Source organism: Sphingobacterium sp. LRF_L2 (assembly GCF_965644235.1).
Classification (GTDB): domain Bacteria; phylum Bacteroidota; class Bacteroidia; order Sphingobacteriales; family Sphingobacteriaceae; genus Sphingobacterium.
The window spans coordinates 221,778-247,961 of sequence record NZ_CBFFRI010000001.1 but is presented as its reverse complement, the minus strand read 5'-3'; the positions used below and the strand labels follow the sequence as shown (position 1 = coordinate 247,961).

Genomic DNA, 26,184 nt, shown 5'->3' with positions numbered 1-26,184 from the left:
AAGCGGATTTTAGTTATGAAGAAAATTATTATTTATTTATCGTTTCTATTTTTTTGTACGATCTATACAGGATGTAAGAATTATCTGGATACAGAGTCGCCATCTAATACCGATGACGCTTTTGTTACCAATACCCCTCCGGAAGCTTTTAAAATATTGTCTTGGTGTTATGCCAATTATAGGCAGAATGTCGCTACTTCGCTTTACAATTGGAATGATCCTATAGGTTCTGATTGCGAAATGTATCCGGAAGCGAATTCTACCAATAATTTAAATGCTATTATGCAATCGGAAGCGATGACAGTTGATGCGATGAAGAATCCTTTTGATAATTTGTATGCCACATTGGCTAGAGCACTACGTCTGTCAGAGCTTATCAAAGAAAAACCAGCTTATATCCAGGATGTTGAAAATTCAACTTTGTCAGATTGGACGCAGTTGTATGGAGAAACAATAGCGATGAAAGCTTTCTGTTATTTTAACCTGTTGAAACATTTTGGTGATGTACCCTACGGTTACGAGAATAGATATGTAGAGGATTACGTACTGAGTTCGCGGTTTGAGGTGTTTGACATATTAATAGCAGAATTGAAATCCGTGGAACCTTTGATGTATAGACTAGGCGAAGGGAATATCACTGCGGAGCGTATGTCTAGGACATTTGTGAATACATTGATAGGGCAGTTGGCGTTATATTCGGGGAGCTATCAAACTATTCGTACGGATGTATCTGGATTATATGGCGATGTACAATTTACCAGGGTAGGTAACGAACAGTATAATTCTGTATATGCTAGGCGTACCGACTATCAGACTTATTATCAAATCGCTGAAGAATATTTTGAAAAAGCGGTAGATAACAGCGGAACAGCTCGGTTAATTGATGTGGATACGCGTTCCTATACAACGAATCCGTATCAACGGCATTTTCAATATATGCAGGACTTGGAAGTCAGTCCAGAGTCTATTTTTGAGATTGGAAATATTCAAGGCGGACAGAGCGGACAGACGACAACGAGTGAATATCCATATAATTTTGGTCGTCCATCGAATGGAGGTGGAACTAATGCCGCGCCAACGAAGACCTTTGGTGCGCTACGTATTGTCCCTACATTCTATTATGGTGGTTATGAGGAAGGAGATCGGCGTCGTGACGTGAGCGCTACCGTTACAGGAAGTACGGGGGATGGTAATGAAGCGATGTTGACATTTATTCCAGGATCAAAATTGGATGGTGGAATTGCTCTAAATAAATGGGACGAGAATAGGATGTCGCCGCCTTATACAGCTGGACAACGAAATTCTGGTATTAATTTTCCTATCCTCCGTATGGCAGATGTTTTACTGATGTTAGCAGAAGTAAAGGCGGAATTAGGTGATGATGTTGGGGCTTTAGCATTGCTTAATCAGATACGTACAAGAGCATTTGGAACAACAGCATATAATTTATCGGGAATTTCAGGAACTATTTTAAAACAAACGATTTGGAACGAAAGAAAGTTAGAACTTGTTGGGGAAGGTACACGTCGCTGGGATATGATTCGATCTGGAAAGTTCTCCGAAGATGCTATTGCAGTCAGAAATGCGATGTCGATAATGGTTTCAGATTTACGTGCGAAAGGTTATCACTCTTTTCCCAATGGAAAGACTATATCGAATTACATTTATACCAAAAAAGTAAAACTTGATAACCCATTAACTTACGAAAGTACGAGTGAAAATGATCCTGCACTTTACCCTGGTTGGCGTGGTCAATATGATTGGTCGCAATCGGATGTGAGTGGTAAAGTGGTTGGCACGAATCATAATGTCGCTATTCGTGGTTTGTTTACCTATATAGATCCCGAAAGTACTGAAGCAATGGCTTTAGTTGCTGATGGCTATTCGAGAACAAATTGGGGGATTGATCTTGTGAATAATGAAAGTGTATACGATAGAAATCTTTTGTCTGGTATTAAGTCGGTAGAAGATCCGCCTCGTTATTTTTTTCCGATTCCTTTCGAAACGATCAATAAATCAAATGGAAAAATAACAAATGGCTATGGCTTGCCTCAGCAATAATTTTAAAGACCCTTTTATTTGTACATAGTAAGTTTAGTTGTGTTCATGTATCTAGGTTCGTAATTTTATTTCCTCGAAATGTGCTATACGTTTCGAGGAATTTGGTTGACTTGTGGATTTATTTGTTGGAAACGAAGCTTTGATCGATAAATAAGGTTCAAAATTTAATGAGTTTTAGACTTTCTTACTACAGGTAGTTTATGTAAATTTGTTAAAACGACTAGTTAAACCTGTGAAAAAGGTCGCTGATGTCTGAAAGACAACTTGTGTCTTTAGACTGTAAACCTGATAAATAATGAAAAGTAGTGTTATCATGCATTTTATGAGATCGCCGAATCCCGCCTTGTCTAGAACTACAGGCGCCAATCAACGGATTGTTCTTGCAGTATCATCAAAGTAAAAAATAATGAGCTTATCAAGCATTGGAAGGATAATGTTTTTACTTTTTTTCTTGCAGTATGGTTATGCGCAGGAAAAAGTGAAGCTAAATTTCTATACAGGAGCAAATGGATTGTCGCATCATAATGTGAGCTCCATTGTAAAGGATAAGGATGGGTTCATGTGGTTTGGTACTTGGAATGGTATCAATAGGTTTGATGGATATACATTCAAAAATTTTAGTCAGTTTTCTGCTGACGATATGACGTATTTAGAAAGCCGGCGTGTCTCACAATTGCTGGATGGTTCAGATAATAAATTATGGATTGTTTCTTATAATAAAGGAGTTTATTGGTTCGATAAGGTGACTGAAACGTTTCATTCACTATCTAAAATATTGGAAAAGAGGTTTAAGAAGCGAATTTTCATAGAGAAAATATTAGCATTGGATACGGCTTACATTTGGCTGCGGACAGAAAATTTGGGGTTAATTGCCGTTTCTCAAAAAAATCCTGAAGAACATATACAGTGTTTTGATGTAAGAGGGGAGCAGTCTTCTCGTATTTTTTCAAATGAGATTAATATTCTTCATCAGGACCAAGATCAAAATTATTGGGTAACCACAGATAGAGGTATTTCTTTGTTAGCATCCGGCAAGGGAAAGTTATCGATAAAGAGGCTCGCCGAGAATCCAACAGAAGGTAGATCGATAACTAAAATATCAGAGGATGAATGTTTTATCGCATTTGCTGGGGCTTCGAATAAACTGGTTTTGTATGATAAAAAGCATGAAGTTTTTCGTGTTTTGGAGATTGGAAATGTAGCTATAAATGATATTTTTTTTTCAAAATCTGGAAAACACCTGTATTTGACAAATGTTCGGGGGGAGCTTTGGCAGCTTCATATTGCTAGTGGGCAGCAAACTGTCGTGTATTCCAATACCGGACCACTTTACGCTATTTATGAAGATTTTTTTGGTAATATCTGGCTGGAACATGAAGGACCTGGAGTAACTTATTTGGATAGGAAAGCCAATAAGTCTCAAAAATTCTTCCCGCCTACAACACATTTTAGCGGATCGGTAGGTTTTAGATGTTTTGAAGACTTTAATCGGACGATATGGATTTCGATGAAAGGAGGAGGCTTTGGATATTTTGATCCAGTAAGTAAAGATATGCGGTTTGAAACTGTTGATATTCAAGGGAAAATGTCCGAGTTGCCTCAATATAATTATAACGTTTTTTACGATTCTGATGGTGTTGCTTGGTTTTGTTCGGAAGAGGATGGACTCGTTAAAATGATGATACAGCAAGCTGATTTTCAACAGGTGTTGCTGCCCGAGTTCCAAAATCAAAAAAGGGGAGTAACACAAGAAGTTCGTAGTTTGTTATCTGACCGTTATGCGCGACTTTGGATCGGGATGAAAAATGGTGACCTCTATATGTTGAAGGATGGAAAATATAGTAAGCCTAAATTCTTAAATGTTCCTCGTAATGGACTTGGTGCTATCTATGCTCTTTTGGAAGACCGGCGCGGTAATATCTGGATTGGTACAAAAGATAAAGGTTTACATAAAGCTATACCAATAGGAGATGGGCCTACCGATACTTATCGTTTAGAACATTATAACCGAGAGAATGGTTTGTTGAATGCTACTCAAATTTACTTTCTTGTGGAAGACAATAAGGATGTACTTTGGGTTGGAACGTTTGATGAAGGATTATTCAAGTTGGAAGAGAACTTTGGACATACAGGCTTTAAGGAGGTATTAGCAGGAACGAACGCATTGAATGGACAAAATAAGATAAAGGTTAGACACATGGCTTTGGATGAAAGTGGTAACCTTTGGACAGCGACTACAACTGGACTTTTTGTATACGATGGTGCAAAGAAAAGCAAACATTTTGTTAATAATGCTGAAACAGAATTTATGTTGGGTGATAATGATATCCAATATATTTTTAGTGGCTCGAAAGGTAATATGTGGCTATGTACTGCGGGTGGAGGTTTGATAAAGGTATCAGGCGATCCTTTTGAAAAACCGCTGTTTACCAAGTATGGAGCTGGGGAAGGGCTTTCAAATGGATTTATTTTGAGTTGTGTAGTGGATGCTACCGGTAATCTCTTACTCGCAACGGAAGGAGGGATCGTTCGTTTTGATACAGCACGTGGTAGATTTTTCAACGTAGACGCTAATGTTCATTTTGCGCATGCTGGTTTTTCTGAAAAAGTGGTGGTTAAGCTTAATACAGATGAGATTATTTGGGGTACAACGAAGGGCTTACTGATCTATAAGAATAAAAATAGTGAACGAAAGAGTAACACACCGCCATTGGTTTTTACCAAGCTCTTAGTAAATAGTGAAGAATGGAATCCTCGATCTAGAAAAGGGATGTTTAATATTCAATACTTAGATCGTCTCTTATTGTCCCATAATCAGAACAATCTAAGTATAGATTTTGCGGTAAATAATCATAATGCTAACCACCAGAATTTTTATTACCGCCTTGTTGGATTGGATAGTTCATGGCATCAGAATGGTGCCATAAACCGTGCTTCATTTACCAATTTAAAGCCTGGTGAATATGTTTTTGAAGTTAAGTGTGAAACAGATCTTTATAGTACAATGCCTTTTAAGCGGATCTTGATTGTTGTGTCTCCTCCGTGGTGGGCAAGTTGGTGGGCTTACGTATGTTATGTTTTAATTCTTAGTTTAGCTATTTGGATCGTGAAGATGGTGACTAAATCTATGTTACATCTTAAACAGAAGGTGTTGTTGGAGAAAAGATTAGCCAATATTAAAATGGACTTTTTTACGAATATATCACATGAATTACGTACACCACTGACTTTGATCGCGACACCCATTGATCAATTATTGAAAGAAAAGGGATTGTCTGCTGATGGGAAGAAATACGTGCAGATGGTAAAGAATAACGCAACGAGAATGGGAGGGTTTGTGGATCAATTGTTGGAACTTCGACGAATTCAAGAAGATAAATATGTATTGAGACCGAGATTGGTTGATGTAGTTGATTTAGTGAAATCGACACGGGATAGTTTCGCCGTATACGCTGCAGAGCTTAACATTCGTTTGATCTTTTTAACTGAAATTGATGTTCTACCGCTTTGGATAGATAGGGAAAAAATCGAAATTGTATTGTGTAATTTGCTCTCAAATGCTTTGAAATATGCACCTGCGGATACTAAAGTTGAAATTACTCTTTCTTTAGACAAGAAAGAGCAAAGGATTTACCTAGCGGTAAAAGATCAAGGCCCTGGTATAGCAGATGATGCACTCTTGAATATTTTTGACCTTTTCTATGTTGGACATGAATCGGCGAAGGATGGGATGAAGAGTACGGGAGTTGGATTGGCGTTGAGCCGTGAGTTAATATTGCTCCATCATGGAACGATTGAAGCGAAAAATGCGAAACCGACAGGATTAATTGTGACGTTTACTTTGCCCGTTGTGGAACAAGCGGAATTGCTGCCTATTGTTGATGAAGTTAATCTTAGTTTAGGAAAAATAGATGATGAGAAGGAAGGTGGTAATAGGGGAATTTTAACAGAAGATATACTAGTTTCTGTAGGGGATCACGATGAAAAGGGGAAAGTGTTGATTGTGGAAGATAATTCGGATTTACGTACGTTTCTGGCTTTACAGCTAAAAGAGCATTACGAAGTGATATTAGCCGAGGATGGAGAGATAGGCTATGAAATGGCTGTATCTCGTTTGCCGGAACTTATTATTAGCGATATTATGATGCCTAAATTGGACGGTATTTCATTATTGAGACAACTTCGAAGTAATCCGCAAACCAGTCATATTCCGATTGTTTTGTTATCAGCGAAACATGCGATAGAAAGTAAAATGGAAGGTGTTACATATGGTGCCGATTTATATATGACAAAACCGTTTCATATGGATTATCTAATGGCTTCGGTTCGAAACATTTTAGAGCGAAGAAAAACAGTAGTACAAGCAATTGTGGCAAAGAAAACGATAATCCCGACTGCGTCGAATGTTGTGTTGGTAGATAAAGATGAAGAATTTTTACGCACGGTTCTCGCTATCGTAGAGGAGAAGATGATAGATCCCACATTTACAATCGACACCGTAGCAGAAACTTTGGCTCTAAGTAGGAATAGCTTTTATAATAAGTTTAAAAGTCTTACAAATCAAGCACCAGTGGAATTTGTGCGCGATATCCGTCTGCAAAAAGCTGTTATGTATTTGAAAAATGGGGGCTATAATATCACAGAAGTAGCTTACAAAGTGGGATTTAAATATCCCAAATATTTTAGTACTTGTTTTAAGGAAAAATATGGGTGTTCGCCTAAGGAGTTTTTACAAAAGCAAATAGAAGTGTGAAAAAATAGATGACCAAAATACTGTTTTTAAGTAATTTTTTTGTGAGAATAGTGTAGGTGTTTAAAATGTACCTTTTTTGGTAATTATTAAACCTTTTATAGCCTAGCTAAGCCTATTTTCGTTCGTGATTTTGTTATGCAATGGTATCGTCATTGCCACACGATCTTTACATTATAAACCGAGGGCCCTAGAGTGGTCATTAAAAATGATAATATGCAAATAAAAATTTCTATGTTAATGACTTATGTACTAGATAAAGTTTTTGTCTATAGCATTTTTTGTTTAGGATTCGTATATCCTTTAACAGGTGTGGGACAGCAATATCCCTTTCAAAATGTAAACCTGTCCTTCGAAAAACGGGCAGAGGATTTAGTGGGGAGGTTGACATTGGAAGAAAAGGTGTCTCTTATGCAAGACGTTTCGCAACCGGTTACACGATTGGGAATTCAATCTTACAATTGGTGGAATGAAGCGCTTCACGGTGTTGCTCGATCTGGTCTAGCGACTGTTTTTCCTCAGCCTATTGGTATGGCTGCGACATTCGATGAGGAATTGATTCAAGAGGTTTTTACGGCGGTATCAGATGAAGCTAGGGCAAAAAACACGTTATATGTTAATGCTGGAAAATTCGGTCGATATCAGGGGTTGACGATGTGGACGCCTACGATTAATATTTTACGCGATCCTCGTTGGGGCCGCGGTATTGAAACATATGGCGAAGATCCTTTTCTCACATCCCTTTTGGGAGTCGCTGCGGTAAAGGGATTACAGGGACCAACGGAGCTGTCAAAATATGATAAATTGCACGCATGTGCGAAGCATTTTGCTGTTCATTCTGGACCGGAATGGAATCGACATTCTTTTGATGCTAAACTGATAAAACCACGTGATTTATATGAAACCTATCTCCCTGCATTTGAAGCATTGGTAAAAGACGGTAACGTGCGTGAAGTTATGTGCGCCTATAAACGATTTGAGGGAGAACCTTGTTGTTCTAGTGACCAACTTTTGATGCAAATTCTGCGGGAGAGATGGGGATTTGATGGTATTGTTGTGGCTGATTGTGGAGCTATTGCTGATTTTTATAAGGAGAACGCTCATCATACCCATGAGAATGCGGCGAAAGCTTCCGCTGATGCGGTACGTAGCGGTACCGATCTGGATTGTGGTTCGAGTTATAAAGATCTCGTAGCGGCTGTAGCTCAGGGCGATATTGGCGAAGCGGATATTGATATCTCGGTGAAAAGATTGCTATTAGCACGGTTCAGACTTGGTGAAATGGACGATATCGAAACAGTTTCTTGGGCAAAGATAAACCCGAATGTCATTGCTTCGGAAAAACACCATGCCCTCGCCCTAGATGTGGCACGTAAATCAATAACTCTTTTGCAAAATAGCAATAATGTACTGCCTTTGAAAAGAGGAGGTTTGACAGTGGCCGTGATGGGACCTAATGCGAATGATTCTGTTATGCAATGGGGAAATTACAACGGTACACCTGCACATACGATTACTATTCTTGAAGGTATAAAATCCGCATTGGGTGAAAATGATAAAATAATTTATGAGCCAGTCAGTGGTTTGGTAGAACGTTCTCTGTTTCGTAGTGCCTTTGATCGGTGTCGCTTAGGGAATACCCAAGGTGTTTTAGCCCAATATTGGAATAATATAGAGCGAAAAGGTGAAGTTGTTGTGGAGCAACAGCTAAGTTCTGCATTTGCATTGTGTACTTCCGGCGCTACGGTTTTTGCTCCTGGAGTAGCATTGACTGATTTCTCTGCCAGATATTCTACGGTTTTCTATCCCGATACTGCTGGCAAAGCTACCTTGGAACTTTATGTAAATGGAAAGGCGGATATTAAAATTGATGGGGAGATTGTTCGAAGTATTCGTACAGGACATGGTGCGCGGAAGATAGCGTATTCTTTTGTAGTGGAGAAGGGGAAAAGTTATCCTGTGGAGGTCGATTTTATATATCATAGTGGTGATGCACAGTTAAACATGGATATTGGCTTTAAGGAAGATGTAAATTTTGAAGAGTCGCTGCAGCGAGTGAAGGGGGCGGATGTGATTATTTATGTGGGTGGTATTTCTCCATCTGTGGAAGGGGAGGAAATGGGCGTAGATCTGCCCGGATTTAAACGAGGAGATCGGACCGATATTCGTCTACCTGATGTGCAGCAAGATTTTTTACGGATTTTGGGAAAACAGGAAAAGCCTGTTGTCTATGTAAATTGTTCTGGTTCTGCCATAGGTTTGGGAGAAGTAATGGAGATTTGTCCGGCTATTCTTCAGGCCTGGTATCCTGGACAAGCTGGAGGACAGGCTGTGGCAGAAGTTTTATTTGGGGATCATAATCCTTCTGGACGTTTACCTATTACCTTTTATAGGGATGTATTTCAACTGCCTGATTTTGAGAATTATGATATGGAGGGACGAACTTATCGTTATTTCAGAGATAAACCTTTGTTTGCTTTTGGATACGGTTTGAGTTTTAGTTGCTTTACATATGATAAACCTGTCTTAACCAAAGCGAACTTGCATATAGGAGATTCAACAACATTGACGGTGCCGGTAAAAAATGTATCTCTTAAAGACGGGGAAGAAATTGTGCAGTTGTATGTGAAAAGAAATGACGACGATGAGGGACCAATAAGAACCTTACGCGCAGTGAGAAGGGTTTTTATTCCTGCAGGAGAGACTGTCTATGTTTCTTTTACTGTAGGAATGAAAGAATTAGAGTGGTGGAGTGATACATACCAAACGATGGCGCCTGAATCGGGTTCGTTCACATTGGAGATTGGGAGGAGTTCTCGTGAAGAGGACTTAAAGAAAGTACAGCTTCAACTATTATAGTTTTAGATGATCATTTTTTTATGAGAAAGATCGTAATAGCAATTTATTTGTGTACTGTATTGATAAGCTGGAGGGTAAAATAATGATCCTTGGCTTCATATTCCCGTTGTACAGGAACCTCAAACCAACCATCTATATGGAAAATGTTAGGCAGCGTTCGAAAACTTAGAAGCGAAAGGAGCTGATCAACTTACGTTGGAATTGAATGGTTCTAAATCGGAACAAGTAATAATTAAAAATACGACGCTTGACACATCACACATTCAAACAAGACATGGAGCTACGAATCAAATGATAACTATTTTATAAATTATACAATGAGAACAAAACAATTTGGATGCTTTGTACGCTGTGTGTTTTTTTTATGTATCTCGGTAAATCTTGGGTATGCGCAAAGTACTTTAAAGCTTCGTTATGACCAACCAGCTAAAAATTGGAATGAAGCACTTCCTCTAGGCAATGGAAGACTAGGTGCTATGGTGTATGGAGGGACGGAAAAGGAGGAATTACAGCTAAATGAGGAAACCATTTGGGCAGGAGAACCTGGAAATAACGTGCCTAAGGGAACGTTTATGCAGATACAAAAAATTCGAACTTTGTTAGCTAACGATAAGCCTCAGGAAGCACAAAAGCTTTCTAATGAGACGTTTCCTCGGGCAGCTCCTGAAGGGTTAGACTATGGGATGCCTTACCAAACGTTTGGGAGTGTCTGGATGAGCTTTGAGGGGCACGAAAAATATCAGGATTTCGAAAGAGAGCTGGATATCAGCCAAGCTGTAGCGAAGACAAGTTACAAAGTCGGAAATGTCCGTTATCAACGAGAGGTGTTTACTTCGTTTTCAGATGATGTTATTGTGGTACGTTTGTCTGCAAGTAAAGGGAAAAGTATTTCGTTTTTGTTGGGAATGTCGTCGCCACATAAAAATGCTACGATAGAAACAGAAGATGCCGCTTTGGCATTGCATGGTATTAGTGGAAATGTGGATGCAAAAATAGGAAAGGTTAAATTTTACGGAGTTGTAAAACCCGTTTTAAAAGGGGGATACTTGACAACCGAAAAAGATAGACTCCGTATTGAAGGTGCTGATGAGGTTATTCTTTATATTTCTATCGGAACTAATTTTAAACGCTATGATGATTTAAGTGGAAACGGAAAGCAACTTGCTCAAACTAAAATCGTGAAAGCTGAGCGGGTTTTATATAAACAGGCGCTAGTAAATCATATTAAAAAATATCAGTCCTATTTTAATCGCGTGACATTGGACTTGGGGACAGATGATCAGGTCGCAAAAACTACCGATAGGCGGGTTCGTGAATTTGCTTCGGTTGCGGATCCACAACTTGTGGCTTTGTATTTTCAGTTTGGCCGCTATCTTTTAATTAGTTCTTCGCAACCAGGTGGCCAACCAGCTAATTTACAAGGTGTATGGAACGATAAGCTTTCTCCTCCTTGGGACAGTAAATACACCGTTAATATTAATACCGAAATGAATTATTGGCCTGCGGAAGTTACGAATTTGAAAGAACTTCATCAGCCGTTATTTGAAATGCTGAAAGACCTGTCGTCTACGGGTGTGGAGAGTGCACGGGAGATGTATCATGCGCGGGGGTGGAATATGCATCATAATACAGATTTGTGGCGTATTACTGGTATTGTAGATGGTGGATTTTATGGTATGTGGCCAATGGGAGGAGCATGGCTCAGTCAACATATTTGGCAACATTATTTATTTAATGCCGATGAAGATTTTTTGAAGGAGTATTACGATGTGTTAAAGGGCAAAGCATTATTTTATTTGGATGTGTTGCAAAAAGATGTAACTGGAAAATGGTTGGTGTTGAGTCCTTCAATATCACCAGAAAATTCGTATATGCCAGGGAGCGTTGGTATTGCAGCAGGTAATACAATGGATAATCAATTGATATTTGATGTATTTAATAATTTTATTGATGCAAGTAAAATACTTGGAGTTGATAATAGGTTGGCTGATTCTGTAGAACAAGCGTTAAGTCTACTTCCTCCTATGCAGATAGGTAAACATAATCAGTTGCAAGAATGGCTGATCGATAGGGATAAAACAACGGATAAACATAGGCATATTTCACACCTTTATGGTTTGTATCCTGCCGGACAAATATCTCCATTTCGGACACCGGAATTAACACAGGCTGCCAAGAATTCTCTTCTTTATCGGGGAGATAAGTCAACCGGATGGTCTATGGGCTGGAAAGTAAATTGGTGGGCGCGTCTGTTAGATGGTAATCAAGCATATAAATTAATTAAAGATCAACTTAGCCCGCCTTTAGGAGAAACGGGACAAGGCGGAGGAACGTATCCGAATTTACTGGATGCACACCCCCCTTTTCAGATTGATGGTAATTTTGGATGTACTTCAGGAATTGCAGAGATGTTCCTGCAATCATATGATGGTAATTTGTATTTATTACCTGCTTTACCTGACGCTTTTGACAAGGGAAAAGTAACAGGATTGCGTGCACGAGGAAGTTTTGAAGTGGATTTGGAGTGGGAAAATAATAGACTAAAAAGGGTAAGTATACTCTCTGAGAAAGGTGGCGTATGTAGGTTACGTGTGGCTAACGATGTGAGTTTTAAAACTAACGAATTGATAAAAGCCGAAGGCGAGAATCCAAATCCTTATTATAAGATACACCCAATCAAACAGGTGCTAAAGGCCGCACAAGCTGACATCTCTCCTTTTGAAGTCCCTGACACACAATTGTGGGATTTGAAAACCGAGAAGGGGAGACGATATGTGTTTGAGGTAAAGTAAAAAACTGAATTTTATTTAAAATATTGACAATCGCCAACAGTGATAATTGAGAAGAGGCATAACTATAACATGATCTAGTATACCGAAATGAATAATTATTTACAGATGAAAAAGAGATATGTTCCAGTGATTTTGGGACTGCTTACCGTTGTGTTTAACTTTCCTTTATTTGGTCAAGCCCAATATCTCTCGGAGGTTTGGTCTCCTGATTTAGGAAATGGAAATTATAAAAATCCAATTATTTATGCCGACTATTCCGACCCTGATGTTTGTCGTGTTGGTGATGATTTCTACATGACAGCTTCTAGCTTTAATGCAGTACCCGGATTGCCTATTTTGCATTCTAAAGATATGGTCAATTGGGAAATCATAAATTACGCAATACCTCGATTACAGGCAGAAGCGGGTATTCCATTAAAATTTTTTGATAGACCACAACATGGAAATGGGGTATGGGCTCCCGCAATTCGATTCCATAACGGGGATTTTTATATTTTTTATGGAGATCCAGATTTTGGAATTTATATGACAAAAACAAAGGATCCTCGTGGAGAGTGGGAACCTCTTGCGCTCGTGAAGTCGGGAAAAGGTTTAATTGATGCCTGTCCCTTTTGGGATAAAGATGGTAAGGCATACCTGGTACACGCTTATGCCGGTAGTCGGGCTGGAATAAAGAGTGTGCTTGCTATTACGGAATTGAGCGCTGATGGAAAGAAAGCGATAGGAACCAGTAAAATAATATATGATGGACATGATGTAGATCCTACGATCGAGGGTCCCAAGTTTTATAAGAGGAACGGGTACTATTATATTTTTGCTCCTGCAGGTGGCGTGGCCACAGGGTGGCAAACAGTGCTACGGTCTAAGTCTATCTTTGGCCCGTACGAACGTAAAGTGGTATTGGAACAGAAAGACACAGAAGTGAATGGCCCACATCAAGGTGCGTGGGTAGATTCTCCGAAGGGTGAGGATTGGTTTTTTCATTTTCAAGATGTAGGGACCGTAGGACGGATCGTTCATTTGCAACCTATGCGTTGGAAGAATGATTGGCCCGTAATTGGTGAAGATGCAGATAACACGGGCATTGGTAAACCCGTTTCTACCTATAAAAAGCCTCTCCATGTGTCTGAAAGGATAAATCCTGTGGAGACAGATGAATTTAATGAAAATAATCTTGGACTACAATGGCAATGGCATGCAAACCCTCATGATTGGTGGTATTTTAGTGATGCAGCAAAAGGAGTCTTACGCTTATTTTCTGTTCAGGTTCCTGAAAATTATAAAAACCTTTGGGATGTGCCTAATTTGATGCTGCAGAAGATGCCCGCAGCAGATTTCATCGCAACGACTAAGGTCAATTTTAGACCGGATAGTAAGTTGATGGCCGAACGTACAGGATTAGTTGTTATGGGATTGGATTATGGACTTCTTTCTTTACAATTTGACGAGAGAGGATTTACCTTGGCCCAGATTGAATGTGTTAATGCAGAGAGACAAAAACCAGAGACGATTGTCGAGCGTGTGAATCTAACGAATGGTGAAGTTTATTTGAGGGTTCAGGTTTCTAAGGGTAAGGACTGTCTTTTTCTTTATAGTATAGATGGTGTAAATTTCGAACGCTTAGGCAAATCTTTTTCTGCCAAAGAAGGGAAATGGATCGGTGCTAAGATCGGGATTTTTAGTTGTAGATTAAAGGCGTCTAATGATGGGGGATATGCTGATTTTGATTGGTTCAGAATAACGAGAGATTGATTGAATATAAAAAATAAAATAACAATCAGATGAATATTTACTTAATAAAAGAATACAGCTTTACAGAGAAAGTCGTGTGTCACAGCTTACTTTTGTTAGTTCTTTTTCTTTCAAACTTCGTCGTTGTGGCAGCAAGATTACAAAGCAAAGATTGTACTTCGCGGGTCGATAATTCGATAGGCGATGTGGAACCTCATGTTGTTGTGGCGATAGATGGGTCGGGACAATTCACTAAGGTGCAAGATGCGATTGACGCGGCTCCTGTTGGCAGACTTAAACCTTATATAATCTACATCAAGAATGGGGTGTATAAAGAAGTGATTCGTGTGCCAGCGGAGAAAACACATATTTGCCTAAGAGGTCAAAATTGGGATGAGACAATATTGACTTATGATAATTACGCGAAGCGATTGAACGGGAGAGGATTAGAGTTTGGAACTTCGGGGTCAGCATCAACGTTTGTTTATGGCGATTTTTTTGTTGCAGAAAATTTGACTTTTCAGAATACGTCAGGTGTGAATGCGGGGCAGGCTTTAGCTATTAATATAAATGCGCCACATGCTGCATTTCAACATTGTCGATTTCTTGGACATCAGGATACGTGGTATGCGGGAAATGGTACTAAACAGTATTTGAAGAATTGTTATGTAGCGGGGTCGGTAGATTTTGTTTTTGGGGGTTCAGCAGCTTATTTCGAACAGTGTGAGCTACATAGTACCCGGGCTGGGTATATTACAGCTGCGTCTACGGCAGTAGATCAAGATTATGGTTATGTTTTTGATCGGTGTCATTTATCTGCAGATGCTAGTGTGAAAGCTGAGAGTGTCTATTTGGGACGGCCATGGCGTCCTTATGCAAAGGTAGTTTACCTGTCTTGTACCATGGATGGGCATATAAAGGTGAGGGCTGGCATAACTGGGGAAAAGCAGAGAATGAAAAGACTGCGTATTATGCGGAATATGAATCTATAGGGGTGGGCGCAAACAAAGGGCGACGCGTAGCTTGGTCCCACCAATTAACAAAGCCTGATGCAAACAAATATTATATAGAGGCCCTGTTTGGAACTTGGCAACCTTTTTTACATGAAAACCAAAAGTTATGATGAAGTTGGTGAAAAAAATCAAATGTTCTACTTCAGTGATTTTTCTTTTATTTCTAACATCTCGTTTAGTAGGGCAGGACAATGCGATAAATATGGTGAACTCAGAGATTAAACGTAATCCTGAAGCTTGGATGATCGATTTCTCTAAGGCTCCCAAATGGAATTATTGTCATGGATTAGTGATGCAGGCCATATTACAGCTTGAGGAAAAAACAAAACAAAGGAAATATTACGATTACGTTTTCAAGTATGCTGATATGATGGTGCTGAAAGATGGATCCATTAAGACTTATAACCTTGAAGAGTATAATATCGATCGGGTGAATACAGGAAAAATATTATTTCCAATTCTACGCAAAACAGGAGATGAACGTTTTAAGAAAGCTTTGTTGCTTCTACGTAGCCAGATGAAAAGTCATCCTCGTACGTTAGACGGCAGTTTTTGGCATAAGAAGATTTATCCTCATCAAGTTTGGCTTGACGGCTTGTACATGGCGATGCCCTTCTTAGCACAATTTGCTTTGGAATTTGAAGAACCAAAAATATTCGATGATGTTGTGCTGCAACTAGCTGATGTACACAAACATCTGTATGATAAAAAAACGGGTCTTTATTATCATGGATGGGATGAAAGAAAAATACAGGGATGGGCAGATCCGAAAACCGGCCTGTCTTCTAATTTTTGGTCGCGAAGTATTGGTTGGTACATGATGGCGTTGGTGGATGCGTTAGATTTTATTCCAGTGGAACATCCCAAGAGAAATGAACTTATTTATATTTTACAAGAGTTGTCAAATGCAGTTGCAAATTTTCAAGATAGAGAATCTGGTATGTGGTATCAGGTGACAGATCAAGGTCACCGCGAAGGAAATTATTTGGAAGCTACGGGTTCTATAATGTTTATCTATAGTTGGGTTAAAGCTGCACAGAAAGGATATATTGATCATGCATTTCTAGATCGTGGGACTAAAGCATATGAGGATTACGTTGTCCGATTTGTCAAAGAAGAACCAGATGATTATTTAATTATTACAGATTGTTGTGCAGTAGCTGGTCTTAGTGCAGATAGAGATGGTAGTTTTGAATACTACATATCAGAACCCGTTCGCGAAAATGATCCTAAGGCGGTGGGACCATTCATTATGACAAGTTTGTTGCTCAACCGCTAGCCAGGGCATAAACCCAAAAAGCAAAGGTGTTCAAATTCTTGTTTAAATAGTTTAAGGTGATGATATTCGAATTTTTTATGGTATAGAGAGGAGTTGGTTTGAAAATTTCTTAAATATGGGTTTCTTTGTTGGTTTTTATATGGTGAACCTCGTAATTTGTATCGGTAGATAAATTATAATTCACAATGGTTAACTGCTTCTATTTGGAAGCAGTTAATTTTTTTAGGTATTGTTTGTACGGTATTCTCCTGGAGTTGTCCCTTTTCTCTTTTTAAAATAGTTATTAAAGTGGCTTTCATCCACAAATCCAAATTCATAGGAAATCTGTTTCATGGTCATTTTTCTAGAAAGTAGTCTATTTTCAATAAGTTTGATTTTGTATTGATCGGTGTAAGCTTTATAGCTGGTTCCAAATTTCTGTTTAAAATATAAGCTAAAGTAATTTGGCGCAATATTGAATGCAGCTGCAATATTCTTGATACGGATTTTTGTCGGATGGTAAATCTCTTGATGAATATAGTATATAATGTTTTCTCTATTAAGCTGTTTTTGATGTGTATCTTCATTGGGCAGCAATTCGCTCTCCCATATTAGTAAAAAAATAGAAAGAATTTGAAAGAATAAAATTGGTGAGTGCAGCGCAATTTGTAGTTTTTCATGAATGGAAATGTATTGTACTGTTTTTCTTAGTAGAATGGCATATGTCTCGTTGAATTTTAATTTTCCTTCTTTGAGATTGGGATGTCTCATGATAGCTGTAGGAAGTGTTTGTTTGAAAAGATCTGGCAGTAGCTGTTTATTTTCTTCAAAGTAACTATCGGTAAATTTGATAAAGCAAAAGGTAGTGCTTTTAGCGACTGCAAAGTGATGCTGATCGTCGGGGGATATCAAAAAGAGATCGCCTCCTTTGTAAGGTACAATAATGCTGTTGACGTGATGTTTACCAGAACCCTTTAAAATATAAATTAATTCGTAGTAAGTATGACTATGGGTTGGAAGTGGGTAGGTGTCTGCTGTGTAGGTTTCGATTTCTAAGGGTGCAAACTGTTTTCGTTTCATAGTGTGAAAATACAATAATATGTGTTTTTTTTACAGTCTTTTCACTTTTTAATTTTTTGAAATTGCAGTGCTGTCAGAACACTAATTTTAAGTCTGCTGACGGTAAATAGTCGATGGACGAAAAAATAAGATTATGATAGAGAAAAAGATTAATACTGTCATCCTAGGATATGGATTTTCAGGTTCCATTTTTTTTGCACCCTTTTTTGATCTTCATCCAGCATTTGAATTGCATGGAGCTGTTGAAAGAAATAGAAAGCGAATTCAAATAGACTACCCTCAGGTGAAGTCGTATAATGCGGTAGATGAGGTTTGGAAGGATGCTTCTGTAGAACTTGTGGTTGTAAATACACCTATTGAAACGCATTTTGAACTTGCAAAACAATCTCTGCTCGCAGGAAAACATACGATTGTGGAAAAAACATTTACCAATACTGCTGCTCAGGCTTTAGCATTGTACGAATTAGCAAAAGAGAAGAACTTACATCTTTTTGTATACCAGAATCGAAGGTGGGATAGCGACTTTTTGACAACAAAGAAAGTGTTAGAGACTGGTAAATTGGGAAATATAGTCGAGGCGTCTATATCCTATGATATATTTTTGCCAGAATTGAGGGGAGATGTGCATACCGAGCAACCTGCAAGTGGAGGTGAATTTAATAATAGAGGATCACACGTGGTCGATCAAGCGATTTATTTATTTGGTTTACCTGAAGCGGTTTTTGCAGGTTTTGCTGCCTTCCGAAAAAGCTCGCCTGTGGAAGACTATTTTGAAATAATACTTTTCTATTCAGACAAGAGAGTAAAGGTGAGAGCTACGGATATTTCGTTTATGCATCAACCGGCCTATATTTTACACGGGACTGAGGGAAGTTTTATTAAACTACGTTCTGATATACAGGAAGAGCGATTACTGAAAGGCGAGAAGCCTAAAGAAAATGCGTGGAGTGTGGAGCCAGAAGAGATGAGAGGACGGTTGAGTTATATGGAAGAGGGAGAAAAAGTAGTGCTTCCTGTGGATACAGAAGATGGTAACTATTACGCTTATTTCGAATCAGTTTATCAAACGATGAGAAATAGTGCTCCAATTGCAGTTTCCGGATTGGATGGCTATAAGACGATGTTGGTTATGGATGCCGCCAGAGAAAGTGTTTTAAAGAAATGTATTGTGAAAGTTGCTCCTAAAATTATTGTTTGATATGTTTAGAAAAGATTTTAAAATTGCCTTTTTTTGCTTGAGATTACCGTTGGCAGCATCATTGGCAGGCCATGGATTAGTTCGTTTGCCAAAGTTAAGTGGATTTAGTGAATGGATGGTGCGAACGATGGAAACATCAATAGTACCACTTTGGATAGTTCTTCTTTTCAGTTATGCTTTGCCTATTATTGAAGCACTTATTGGGATTTGGCTATTGCTAGGTTGGAAAGTGAACTATGTACTTTATTGTGGATTGGTATTGATGAGCTTATTGATTTTAGGATCTTGTTCTATTGAGAAATGGGATGCAATAAAGTCCCAGTTATTACATGCTGTTTATATGTTTGCACTATTGTGGTTTTGGAATGCGTATACTCAAGATAAAGGGATAACTTCTTAAGTAACATGAATTGGAAAGAAAATAAGAGATGTAGTTAACGTTAGCTGTTATTCCGTTGTGTTCATATGATTCGGGAGCTGTTTTTTTCTATACTTGTTAAGATAAATTTTATGGTATCAAAAATACGCTTACGTTCTTTTTCGTCACGTAGATTGATGCCACAAAATGTTTCTTGTTGAACGGCGGAATAAGCTGATAAATGATAAACCGAACTGACTAATATAGCGCAAAGGGCCCTAAAATCGACTTTTTTGTACAAAGTACTGTCAACTTCTTTGAAAAAGGGTTCGGCCACTTCTTCACGTTTTCTCAAAATAGTTGCTGTATTATAATTCGAATCATGTAACTCCCATAATATCAGTTTTTGCATCTCGGGATTTGCAATGAGGTAATCAAACAGTTCAACCAATACAGAACTCGCATACTCGAATTCAGTTCCCTCTGTAAATTCGAGTTTTGGAAAAACAGATAACCAAAAATCGACGTCGGTAGCATATTGCTCAACGAGGTTACGGTAATTGCCAAAATAACGATAAATTAAGTTTTTACTTACGCCGGCAACATTAGCGACTTTGTTTACCCCAAGTCCGTAGAATCCTTCTTCGCGGATAATTTTTCCAACTGCCTTTTTAAAAAGTTTTTTCTTTTCTTCGACGCTGCGTTGAGTACCGTTATAAGGATTCCTTTTTGATTTATTTTTCTTTGCCCTCATGGATACCAAATATACCAACAATAAGTAGGAAAGGGAATTTACTGCTTGTTTAAATGTTGTGTATTTCAAACTTTATTACAGTAATTAAACAAAGAAGTATTTTAGTTTAGAAGAAAAAAAGGCCTTCGCAAATACCATGGCGTGGAACGAAGACCTTTGTGAAGGCTAATTTAGCTTTCGTTAGGTAATTTTGGTTTAAACACTTTCTTATATATGGCGACGTGTATTTCGTCGAAAATTTCAAATACTAGATGCAAAGTTTAGTTTATTTTTTACGCAAGGTGGTAACATTTCAAATTTTATATTTTGACTGGTATAGTTATGAGCTCAATCAGGGTTTCGAATTTTGGCTTAATTGTTGTTTAAACCATGCACGAAACAAAATAATTTAGAAAGTATGATAAAAAAACATGTTACTGTATTTCGCGTCCTTTTAGCTACAATTATTTTTGGAACGCTATTAAGTTGTAGTAAAGATGATAGTTTAGACGGAGGAACCAACGGCGAATCAATTTCAGAGTCGGCACTTCCAGAAGCTTCTCGCACAACTTTAAACACTTATTTTGCAGATGCTACGGTTACTTCGGCTTCAATGGCTAGTTCTGCAAATATTTATAATTCTATTTACAAGGTTTTGCTAAGCAATAAATTCGAGGTCGATTTTGATAAAGATGGTTTGTGGACGGAGATAGAGAGTGAAGGTGATATTGCTATTCCTACGACTTTTTTGGAAGGAGAGTTGTCTGAAATCTATGTTTATCTTAATGCAAATTATGAAAGCAATTATGTTGTAGAGATCGAAAGAGAAAGCAATGGTTTTACGTTAGAACTGAATAATGGAATTGATTTGGTTTTTGATAAAGAACAGCATTTTATTGGTGTTGACTTAGATGATACTGAAGATGATGAACGTATTGCACTTACAGATTTGCCAGAACAGGCACAGGATTTTTTAACGACCTCCTTTGAAAATATTTCTGTAGTAACAGTTAAAAAGGAGACGGATGATGGTGTAGTTTCTTACGAAGTTTATCTTGTTAACGGTATAAAGATTGAGTTCGACGCTCAAGGCGTGTGGAAGGAAATCGAAAGTAAAGGGCAAGAGGCAATTTCTTCCGCATTATTACCCCTTAAAATAGCTGAGTATATATTGGCAAACTATAACGGTTACATCGTTACTGAAATTGAATTGGAGGGAGATGGAAGTTATGCCATAGAGATTACGAACACGTTAACTTTCAAAGATATCGAACTCGAATTTGATGCTGCAGGTAATTTCCTTCGTGAAGAAGATTAAATTCTTGTAGATTATTGATTTTTGACCGTATTTCTGAAAGGAAATACGGTCTTTTTATTTCGTGTTTTTTCAAAAATGATGAGCACTTCTTATGCTCCACGCAACGCATTCTTCTCGTCGTTTTTTGATCGTGAAAACAGGTGTTTTAGCGTAAGGAAATGTGATAACATTACGATGGGAACAATTATTGTCGGAAGTAGTACAAAGGGGAATTCAAGTACTGCAATATTGGGTTGTTCAAATGCTATGCGTTGTAAAGGGATAGGGGATGAAAGGATACCTATTGATAGAATTGTCAAAAGGGAAATTATCCCGAGAATATTCCAGATAATACGGAGGTTAATGAAAGACCGTTTTTTGCAAAGTATCTGGACAGCTAACAATATAACAGCGGTTATCCCGAATAAGATGTCAAAATTCCAACCAAGGTAAGTCATTTGCAATGGGACTTTGTGCTTCAGATATAGGCCAAATAGAACAGCTTCCACGGGTATACGTAAGATGTGAATCCATAAAAAAAATCTGTAGTCTATCTTGTCGGTTTTAAGTCTGAGGTATAATATTAATGTTAGTAATGCTGTAGCAATTAAAGTTACTGGTAAGAAAATAGGTGTTTCGATAAATACATTACCGATTGCGGCAATAGAAATCAAGATACACCAGATGAATAAGAGAATGCCAGAGAGAATAGATTTAGATGCTAATAGAAAGAAGAAGATCGCCAATGCCGCGACTGAAAAAAAGACGATATGCATACTGTACATTTATTAGTGAAATAATCGAAATTAAAGGAAAATAAAAAGGAATCACTTAGCTTATGGCAAGAAAATGTAACGCGTTTACAAAAATAGTGTCGGTTGAAAATGAGATAGAAGAATTTTTTAAAGTGCACTACTTAAGCTGCTGTTTTTAGGCTCATTATTTATACATTTACGCTAGGCATTCTATACATACAATAGCGAGAGTTTTATGTTTGATTTCAGACTGAAGGTGTTTTACATTGTTGCAACTCGTTTAAATTTTACAAAGGCAGCAAAAGAATTATTTATAAGTCAACCTGCTGTTAGTAAACATATTCAAGAAATTGAAACTTTCTACAAAATGAGGTTGTTTGAACGCAATGGCTCGAAGATTAAATTAACAGAAGCTGGTGCAATTTTACTTCGGAATGTAGAAAGTTTACGGGATGTTTATAGAAAAATAGATGTTGAACTTGCAGCCCTTTCGGAAGAGGTCAAAGGGACACTAAAAATTGGCGTTAGTACGACTGTAGCCAATTACTTCTTGCCAAAATATCTTTCATCCTTTAAAGAAAGATATCCAGATGTGAAACTCGTGCTTTCTATTCATAATACAGAGTATGTAGAAAGTATGCTACAGGAGAGTAAGGTTGATATTGGTATTGTGGAAGGACAGTCTAAACGTCATTATCTAAAGTATACTAGTATAGCTAGAGATGAGATTGTTCTTTGTACACGGAACGAAAATCCGAATGTAAAGAAAGGCGTTATTAACAAAGCCGAATTGAAGAAATTACCTCTGGTAGTTCGGGAAATGGGATCTGGTTCCCGCGAAGTACTTTTGGCCGCGTTGAAGTCAGCCGATATCAATTTTTCTGATTTGAGCATTGATATGGAAATAACGAGCACCGAAGGTACGAAATGCTATCTTTTAAACTCTAATACGTTTGCCTTTCTCTCTATACATTCTGTGTTTGGAGAATTAAAAAATGGCGATATGAGGGTTGTGGATGTGAAAGGGCTGGAGATACAGCGCTGTTTTTTCTTTGTTACACCACAAGGAAGTTCGGATTACCTGTCTGAAATTTTCTACAAGCATTTATTATCCCATCGCATCTAAGTAAGACATTAAAAAGTTGTATTCAAAATATTGGAAAGTGTCATTTTTTCCTCGTCTTCCAAGGGAATGGTTTGTTCAATAACCCAAAGGATTTCGGATCGTTTATCGGTTTGTAGCAGTAAATCAATGAAACCGATGTAGGCTTTTAAGTAATCTGTTTTCATGCTGGTGAAGACCTTTGGTTGTGCGATACAAAGTTCCCGGAGTAAGTTTATGATTTGAACTTTTCTCCTTTGATCTTCTATCTCGGTGCTATATCTAGGCAAAATATACTTGTGCTGGATACTGGCGATGACGGTATCGGCAACTTGCTCCCGAACGTATTTTTTTTGTTTGCGATCTAGGAAAATTCGCAAATCGGCATTAAGTTTTTTTAATATAACATGTTGCTGTAGATCGTTAAAGAGGTTGTTTTCACGACTTATCTCTAAAGATTCTTGCTGAAATAAGTTGAAAAAGGAAGATTCAATATATATGGAGTGATGAAAATCTAAAGCGTTATTATTGAAACTTGTTAGCTCTTTTGCGACTTCAAGCTTTTGACTGTTTAAAAAATAGTAGTAATAACGGTCTCCTATATTTTTTTTCCACCGTATAAAGTTGACTTTAAATTTGTATTCCTTTTGCTCGTTGTCTTCGAGTCTCCAAAGTACAGTTTCGTTTTCTAAAATGAGATGTTTGTATGATATGGGGGTGCCATTGATTTTGATCTGGTAGTTTTGCTCTTTATTTAGGAATAAGAACCACCCAAATTCTTGAGCAAGGAAATCAAGAAAGTCTTCGGATGTTAAATAGCTCTCCGTGAGTCCGAAAATTCCTTCGAGAATAATCGTAGTGCCTGTAGATGCACCGGGGGTTGGTATGCGAAAAGAGTCTTCATAGGATTCTTTTTGATCACGGTCTATAATAATTTGATACTCTTGAACGATTTCATTTTCGAGATATTTTGTTTGCCAGGTAGCACGTGTTGCGAATAGAGAAAAAGAAAATCTTCCCTTTCCTTTTCTACCACGTGTATATGAGCTTCTTTTTAATGAGCTTCTTTTTATGGAGTCAAGGAAATTTCCAAAGGATCTATTTAAGCTATTGTAGTCTATTCCTTCACCATTGTCTATTATACGGATATTATTTAGATATCCCAATTCATTACTTTCGTATTGTATTTCGATATGATCGGCTTTTGCATCAAATCCATTCCAAATGTATTCGGCAATAGCGTTCTTATAATCTTTCGGTAATCCGGCAGATTCTATACTTGCATTTGTGATATTGGTATTGTTCTTCATGTAGGGGCCTTTTCTTCTTTGACTAAGGTAATGAAATTTCCATCTCATCTTTTCATTTTCTTTCTATGCTCTTTAGATCTTTTCAAAAATATATAAAGTGTCAACTGGGAATACATCAGTTGAAGTTGATATTGTTGTTCACTGTTTCGTGGGTGCATGTATTTTTATGTGTAGCCAGCTTTTCAATTTAGTCTTCGATGAGACAAAATTGGTATAGAATGAAATAGAAAATCAATTCAAGGTGAAAAATATTTGTCAGTTTTGACTAATCAAGTAGATGATAAATTGAGTAGAAAAGGGGGAAACCCATTTTACATTCGCTAACGTTAATGAAGTAATATGAAAGGAACTGTATTTTTTATAAACATTTTTGTGCTACTGGCCGCAATTACGCATTCCTTTGGCGCTTTTTCTCAGGGGACGAATTTGGAGAATGGAAAGAAAAAACAACCGAATATTCTGATTATTATGGCAGATGATCTGGATAGCAGGCAATTGAGTTGCTACGGCGGACAGAATATGAAAACGCCAAATATTGATAGGATTGCTGCTGAAGGACTTAAATTTAATAACATGATTGCTTCAGAAGCAATGTGTGTACCTACCAGGGCTTCTCTATTTACAGGGTTGTACCCCGTTCGTCACGGCTCTTACCAAAATCATAAATCTGTTAAATCGGGTTTGGAAAGTGTTGCGCAATATTTGCAAAGAGCTGGTTATCGTGTCGGTTTAAGTGGTAAAGATCATATGACAAAACCTCGCGCTGTATTTCCTTTTGAGATTATCCCAGGTTTTGAAAAAAATTGTGTCGCAGCTACCGATGACTATTTTTTAGATAGTATAGCTACTTTCGTAGAGGAGGATAGTGCACCATTTTGTCTGTTCATTATGAGTATAAATCCTCATGCTCCTTGGACAGTAGGTGATGCTAATGAGTTTAATCCCCAACAGCTTAAGCTACCAGCACATTGGGTAGATACAGAATCGACGCGTCAGCAATTTGGGAAATATCTGGCCGAGGTTAGAAGGTTGGATAATCAGGTAGGGGATATGTTAAGACTATTGGAAGATAAAAGTCTATTGGACAATACTGTTGTGATCTTTTTAGGCGAACAAGGTCCACAGTTTCCCGGAGGAAAGTGGACGCTGTACGATAATGGTCAAAAAAGCTCTATGTTAATTCGTTGGCCAGAACTATTGAAACCTTCTTCGGAGACGAATGCTATCGTTCAATATGAGGATATAACACCTACGCTTGTCGCAATTGCTGGAGAAAGCCCTTTGAAGACCTTGGACGGAAAAAGTTTTCTTCCGGTAATAGCGGGCAATAAAGCTAAGCATAGGGACTTTGCATATGGTATCCACAATAACTTTCCCGAGGGACCTGCGTTTCCGATACGAAGTATTCGAGATGAGCGATTTAAGCTGATTGTTAATCTGGAACCTGATAGTAGTTATTATATCAAGTATATGACGAATCTGCGTGATAAAAATCAAGTATACACCTCTTGGGCGGAGAAGGCAAAAACCGATCGTTATGCTAAGTTTTTAACCGATCGAATATCTCAACATCCTGAACTAGAATTCTACGATTTGGCAAACGACCCCTATGAGTTGAATAATTTAGCCGCTGAATCCAAGTATAGTAACCGTATTAAGCGTATGCGAAAAGAACTGGAAAAATGGATGAAAGAACAGGGAGATACTGGTGCACTGCTAGATGTACCGTTTAAATAATATCTAAAGACGGTTATTAGAAGTTATTGTAAGTTGGATCTTAATCATATCAGTCCTGGCAATTTTTGTCAGGACTTCGATTTTTTGTATTAGGTTGAACGAATCCACTGCTTTTTTGTTCGTTACTATATTAAGTTAATTATTCAATTT

General features: G+C 37.9%; 15 protein-coding genes and 1 pseudogene. 12 read left to right on the top strand and 4 right to left on the bottom strand.

What is annotated here, in order from left to right; genetic code table 11:
* Positions 1-15: 15 nt before the first annotated feature.
* From ACSZOX_RS01050 to ACSZOX_RS01020, 7 genes and pseudogenes are all read left to right on the top strand, one after another.
* Complete coding sequence (locus ACSZOX_RS01050) at positions 16-2,061, top strand: RagB/SusD family nutrient uptake outer membrane protein (RefSeq protein WP_437917884.1); 2,046 nt, start codon at positions 16-18, stop codon at positions 2,059-2,061.
* A gap of 406 nt (positions 2,062-2,467) precedes the next feature.
* A complete protein-coding gene (locus ACSZOX_RS01045; protein ID WP_437917883.1) occupies positions 2,468-6,814 on the top strand; it encodes a two-component regulator propeller domain-containing protein in 4,347 nt (1,448 codons plus the stop codon).
* A 213-nt stretch (positions 6,815-7,027) separates the two neighbouring features.
* The gene (gene xyl3A, locus ACSZOX_RS01040; RefSeq protein ID WP_437917882.1) at positions 7,028-9,670 is read left to right on the top strand and encodes a xylan 1,4-beta-xylosidase; all 2,643 of its coding nucleotides are present in this window, start codon (positions 7,028-7,030) and stop codon (positions 9,668-9,670) included.
* Positions 9,671-9,987: 317 nt separating this feature from the next.
* Complete coding sequence (locus ACSZOX_RS01035; protein ID WP_437917881.1) at positions 9,988-12,462, top strand: glycoside hydrolase family 95 protein; 2,475 nt, start codon at positions 9,988-9,990, stop codon at positions 12,460-12,462.
* A 105-nt stretch (positions 12,463-12,567) separates the two neighbouring features.
* Positions 12,568-14,214, top strand: coding sequence for a glycoside hydrolase family 43 protein (locus tag ACSZOX_RS01030; protein WP_437917880.1), 1,647 nt, complete (start codon positions 12,568-12,570; stop codon positions 14,212-14,214).
* Between the two features lie 29 nt (positions 14,215-14,243).
* Positions 14,244-15,316 (top strand): annotated as a pseudogene (locus ACSZOX_RS01025) (pectinesterase family protein).
* A complete protein-coding gene (locus tag ACSZOX_RS01020) occupies positions 15,313-16,485 on the top strand; it encodes a glycoside hydrolase family 88/105 protein (RefSeq protein ID WP_437917879.1) in 1,173 nt (390 codons plus the stop codon). The pseudogene ACSZOX_RS01025 and the gene ACSZOX_RS01020 overlap by 4 nt, the downstream one beginning before the upstream one ends.
* 222 nt (positions 16,486-16,707) lie before the next feature.
* Here the strand turns inward: ACSZOX_RS01020 and ACSZOX_RS01015 are convergent, their stop codons facing one another.
* The gene (locus ACSZOX_RS01015; RefSeq protein ID WP_437917878.1) at positions 16,708-17,544 is read right to left on the bottom strand and encodes a helix-turn-helix domain-containing protein; all 837 of its coding nucleotides are present in this window, start codon (positions 17,542-17,544) and stop codon (positions 16,708-16,710) included.
* 133 nt (positions 17,545-17,677) lie between these two features.
* Here ACSZOX_RS01015 and ACSZOX_RS01010 point away from each other — a divergent pair, with 133 nt between their 5' ends.
* Positions 17,678-18,742 carry a Gfo/Idh/MocA family oxidoreductase gene (locus tag ACSZOX_RS01010; RefSeq protein ID WP_437917877.1) on the top strand — a complete coding sequence of 355 codons (1,065 nt, stop codon included), beginning with the start codon at positions 17,678-17,680 and terminating at the stop codon, positions 18,740-18,742.
* A gap of 49 nt (positions 18,743-18,791) precedes the next feature.
* A complete protein-coding gene (locus ACSZOX_RS01005; protein ID WP_437917876.1) occupies positions 18,792-19,142 on the top strand; it encodes a MauE/DoxX family redox-associated membrane protein in 351 nt (116 codons plus the stop codon).
* A 61-nt stretch (positions 19,143-19,203) separates the two neighbouring features.
* Here the strand turns inward: ACSZOX_RS01005 and ACSZOX_RS01000 are convergent, their stop codons facing one another.
* Positions 19,204-19,854, bottom strand: coding sequence for a TetR/AcrR family transcriptional regulator (locus ACSZOX_RS01000; protein ID WP_437917875.1), 651 nt, complete (start codon positions 19,852-19,854; stop codon positions 19,204-19,206).
* Positions 19,855-20,251: 397 nt separating this feature from the next.
* On the opposite strand from ACSZOX_RS01000, the gene ACSZOX_RS00995 reads away from it, so the two are divergent.
* Positions 20,252-21,151, top strand: a complete 900-nt coding sequence (locus ACSZOX_RS00995; protein ID WP_437917874.1) for a PepSY-like domain-containing protein — start codon at positions 20,252-20,254, stop codon at positions 21,149-21,151.
* Between the two features lie 89 nt (positions 21,152-21,240).
* On the opposite strand, the gene ACSZOX_RS00990 is transcribed toward ACSZOX_RS00995, so the two are convergent.
* Complete coding sequence (locus ACSZOX_RS00990; RefSeq protein ID WP_437917873.1) at positions 21,241-21,906, bottom strand: hypothetical protein; 666 nt, start codon at positions 21,904-21,906, stop codon at positions 21,241-21,243.
* 214 nt (positions 21,907-22,120) lie between these two features.
* On the opposite strand from ACSZOX_RS00990, the gene ACSZOX_RS00985 reads away from it, so the two are divergent.
* Positions 22,121-23,011 (top strand): LysR substrate-binding domain-containing protein, encoded by an 891-nt coding sequence (locus ACSZOX_RS00985; RefSeq protein WP_437917872.1) that lies wholly within the window; start codon positions 22,121-22,123, stop codon positions 23,009-23,011.
* Positions 23,012-23,019: 8 nt separating this feature from the next.
* Here the strand turns inward: ACSZOX_RS00985 and ACSZOX_RS00980 are convergent, their stop codons facing one another.
* Positions 23,020-24,345 carry an ATP-binding protein gene (locus ACSZOX_RS00980; RefSeq protein WP_437917871.1) on the bottom strand — a complete coding sequence of 442 codons (1,326 nt, stop codon included), beginning with the start codon at positions 24,343-24,345 and terminating at the stop codon, positions 23,020-23,022.
* A gap of 291 nt (positions 24,346-24,636) precedes the next feature.
* Between ACSZOX_RS00980 and ACSZOX_RS00975 the strand changes: the two genes are divergently transcribed.
* Positions 24,637-26,034 carry a sulfatase family protein gene (locus tag ACSZOX_RS00975; protein WP_437917870.1) on the top strand — a complete coding sequence of 466 codons (1,398 nt, stop codon included), beginning with the start codon at positions 24,637-24,639 and terminating at the stop codon, positions 26,032-26,034.
* The last annotated feature ends 150 nt before the right edge of the window (positions 26,035-26,184 follow it).